The sequence below is a fragment of the Oceanospirillum sediminis genome, from assembly GCF_014164585.1.
Lineage (GTDB): Bacteria > Pseudomonadota > Gammaproteobacteria > Pseudomonadales > Halomonadaceae > Oceanospirillum > Oceanospirillum sediminis.
The window spans coordinates 1-3,483 of record NZ_JACJFM010000072.1 but is presented as its reverse complement, the minus strand read 5'-3'; the positions used below and the strand labels follow the sequence as shown (position 1 = coordinate 3,483).

General features: G+C 46.0%; 3 protein-coding genes. All 3 read left to right on the top strand.

Going from position 1 to position 3,483, the window contains the following annotated elements; translation table 11 throughout:
- The coding region (locus H4O21_RS23875; RefSeq protein WP_182812324.1) for a protein rep at nt 1-1,190 on the top strand (1,190 nt) is incomplete at its 5' end.
- A gap of 1,270 nt (nt 1,191-2,460) precedes the next feature.
- Nucleotides 2,461-2,718, top strand: coding sequence for a helix-turn-helix domain-containing protein (locus tag H4O21_RS23870; RefSeq protein ID WP_182812323.1), 258 nt, complete (start codon nt 2,461-2,463; stop codon nt 2,716-2,718).
- Nucleotides 2,719-2,903: 185 nt separating this feature from the next.
- Nucleotides 2,904-3,353 (top strand): hypothetical protein, encoded by a 450-nt coding sequence (locus tag H4O21_RS23865; RefSeq protein ID WP_182812320.1) that lies wholly within the window; start codon nt 2,904-2,906, stop codon nt 3,351-3,353.
- Nucleotides 3,354-3,483: the final 130 nt, after the last annotated feature.

The following is a 3,483-nucleotide window of genomic DNA, read 5'->3' as shown; positions in this document are numbered from 1 at the left end:
CATTGCGTTCGGGTTCAGCTCTGAGTCGGGTTTCCGGTTCTGGGGCTGTTCTTGGAAGTAATGCAAAATCTTCTTCGGGTTCTGAAAAGAAGGCACGAGAGGCAAGGCATAAGCGTTTTTCTCTGAGGAAAGATGTTCAAAGGTCTGTCGTTCGTGCTGGAATCAAAGAAGGCTTAAAGTATCCTCGTAACTTCCATCGTGTGGGCCATTGCGGTCACACTCCTATTTCTGATTTAGTTCATGTAAAAAAATCTTCAAAGACAGGTAAGCATTACTACGGTGGACTGGCTACCTGTGGTTCTGTTTGGGCGTGTCCGGTTTGTGCTGCGAGAATTCAAGAGGTGCGTAGAGTGGAGCTTGCAGAAGGTATGGCCTCTGCTTATAAGCTCGGATTACAGCCGGTCATGGTTACACTGACTTTCCCGCATACCAGAAAGCAGTCTTTAGAAGAGCTTTTAAGTGCTCAGGCGAGAGCGTTGTATTTACTGAGAAGCGGTGACAGGGCTACAAAATTTAAGGTAGCTACCGGATTTAAGGGTCTGATCAGAAGTCTTGAGGTAACTCATAGTCAGAAATCTGGCTGGCATCCGCATGTTCACGAGTTGTGGTTTGTATCTGCTGATGTGGATGCGAGTTATATACGTGGCTTGGTGCTTCCTATGTGGCGTTCCTCTTGTAAAAGTGCTGGCTTGCTTGAGGCTGGCGGTGCTGGCTTTGATGATCATGCGGTTGATGTGAAGGGTTGGTGTTCTACATCTGATTACCTTGCAAAGCAGGATTCTACGGATCACTGGGGCGTTGACCGTGAGATGGCGAAAGGTGTGACGAAAAAAGGTAAGAAATCTGGTCGTCACCCATTCCACCTGGCCGAACTTGCAGCGGATGGTTGCAGGCAGTCCGAAGCTCTTTTTCTTGAGTATGTTAAGGCGTTTCATGGAAAGAGCCAGCTTTACTGGGGGCGGGGTCTGAGAGAGCTGTTAGGTGTGTCTGTTTCCTCGGATGAGGATGCAGCAAAGGGTGAGGATAAGCCGGATAAGCTGATTAAGATTCTGGATCGTGAAGAGTGGAAGCTAATTGTTGCCCATGATGCAGAAAGCCGCATATTGGACTTATTTGAGACGAGGGGAGTTGATGGTGTAATGCGATGGATGACAGCTCCCGAAATACCTCCGGGTATGACTGTTCAATAAATTACATTGTTGGCCTGTTTGTTTAAATCACGTATCCAATGGCGAAGCCATGCAGCGAAGCGGTAACCGCTGTTAAGGGGTGAGGCAAGCACGTTTCTGAATGCGCGTGGTAATAATTATCAGGCAATAAGTTAGGTCATCGCGCCCTGTAAAACGCTTTTATTATTTTGGTGTAGCTCAGTGGACGGCATCTGCATCGTCGTCGGTTCGTATGTCTGGATCATGTGAGCTGGTGGGTTATTTGGATCAGGTGGTGTCATGCTGCAAGCTAGGTATGGCGTGACCTGTGGCCTTATTGACCTTATAAGTGGAGTAGGGCTATCCGGGTGTGGTGATGGTGGTGGTTGGTACGGTGGTTATGTCCTGCTGACTTGATGATATTCATTGTCCTGGTGTAGCTCAGTGGACGGCATCTGCATCATCGTCTGTTCGTATGTCTGGATCATGTGATCTGGTGGGTGTGACCTGACCTGTTTAACCTGCTGACCATTGTTGACCTTTGCTAACTTCCTGTATTTCTCTGTATAGGCCGTTCTAGGTTAGGTATTGGTTAGACCTGAAAAACGTCATACAGGCCATTCAGTGCGATTATTCACAATGTTTAACTTAACACTCCCTAACCTTTTAATACCGAATCACTCCCGGCCCTCTTTTCAAATGAGTGAACGCCCTGTCAGTTATGCCGGTTGTTCTCTGGTATTGGTGCGTTATATTTATTCATCAGAGAGCTGGTATAATAGGCATCTATCATGATTCAGTGCGATAAATACGAGGTTTTTATGATGATTAGCAAGGCGCAAAGACAGTGGTACGCACAGAAAAGAATGAGTTTAGCCGTAGACCGGCAGATAACAGCCAGAACAGATCAGGAGCGTAACAAGGCCGTATTGTGGGTGAACCTATGGGCCAGAAAAGCGGGACTACCTCAAGGGTAAGAAAAGGGCTAGGTGTACCAGACTTTTTAGACGCATATACGCGTGATGATACTGGTCAAAAAACTAAGGGTTTACCAAGGTTCGCAGTTCGCAAAGTTCGCGGGGTTGGTTCGCATCTCAGATAATTTTGAGAGTCCTTAAAAGACTGTTTACTAATTCAATTAATAGAATCCCCTGTCCATTAATCCCGAATATGGACTTTATAGACAGTGCATACAGTGTGTTCCGGACCGTCTATAAACTTATAAAATAATAGACAGCTATGTGAGTTATACACCATTGCCCTGATACTTATATAATGGGAGATTATCAGGACTCAGTGAGATAAATCACCGATGAACAAGCAAGAAAGAGTTTATGAAGTTCTGACCAGTGGCAGAGCATTAGCCAGAGCGTTAGGGGTTAGCGACCTGACTGTCAGAAAGGCTAAGGAGAGAATAAAACAGGAACAGGCAGAATCAGGCCGGGTGTCACCTGAAGAACTGGCACAGGTGATCAGGTATTTAGAGCATGGGCTTACTTTGCCAGCAAATAAGGGCGGAGCGATTAAGGTCGAAATTAAGAAGGCGCTGAAAGTCTTGGGGCAGTATTGAGTTAAGAGCTGTGTCTAATTTGGAGACTGGGAGAGATTAGTGTAAAATAGGCTTTACATAAATTTTAGGCACAAAAAAGCCCGGCTACCACGACCGAGCGATTTTGTTTGTGCAGCACTTACAAGAAGCGTACACACGACTTCCGCGCATTGTAAAGCTGTACTGCCTCTTATGCCATTAAACCAATGTCTAATACCGTTGGTTTTAATATTATGATATTTGGAGTAGCTGCAATGCAATTTACCGAACAAGCCCGATTTGTCGAACATTTAACACAGCGCCTGACTGACTCCCGGTCAAAGCTTAATCTTCTGAAACAGCATTATCACCTGCCCGAACACGTAAAGCGCAACATTGCTATCAGTGTTGTTGCATCTGATGCATCCGATGCACTGGCTAGGCTTTTGGCTTACCTATTAGACAATCCCGGTGCTAGAACAGATCATATCAGCAGGGATTGTGCCATCGGTAACGTGTCTGACACTCATAGAAAAAAACGTGCACTGTTGGTGTTGGATCGTCTGGGTTTGGCTGTCAAGTGTAGAGAGCTTCCGGCTTGTAATCGCTTTGGTGGGTTAGGAACAATCGGGCATCTCTTTATCATCACGGTAGATAATCGCTACGAAGATAATTAAAGGTGATTCAGAGTCCCCGTCATTCTGGGGTGAAAGATGCATTGCGTTCGGGTTCAGCTCTGAGTCGGGTTTCCGGTTCTGGGGCTGTTCTTGGAAGTAATGCAAAATCTTCTTCGGGTTCTGAAAAGAA

Coding starts and splice junctions, on each gene's coding strand:
- H4O21_RS23865 (WP_182812320.1), top strand. CDS start 2,904: ATGTCTAATACCGTTGGTTTTAATATTATGATATTTGGAGTAGCTGCA.
- H4O21_RS23870 (WP_182812323.1), top strand. CDS start 2,461: ATGAACAAGCAAGAAAGAGTTTATGAAGTTCTGACCAGTGGCAGAGCA.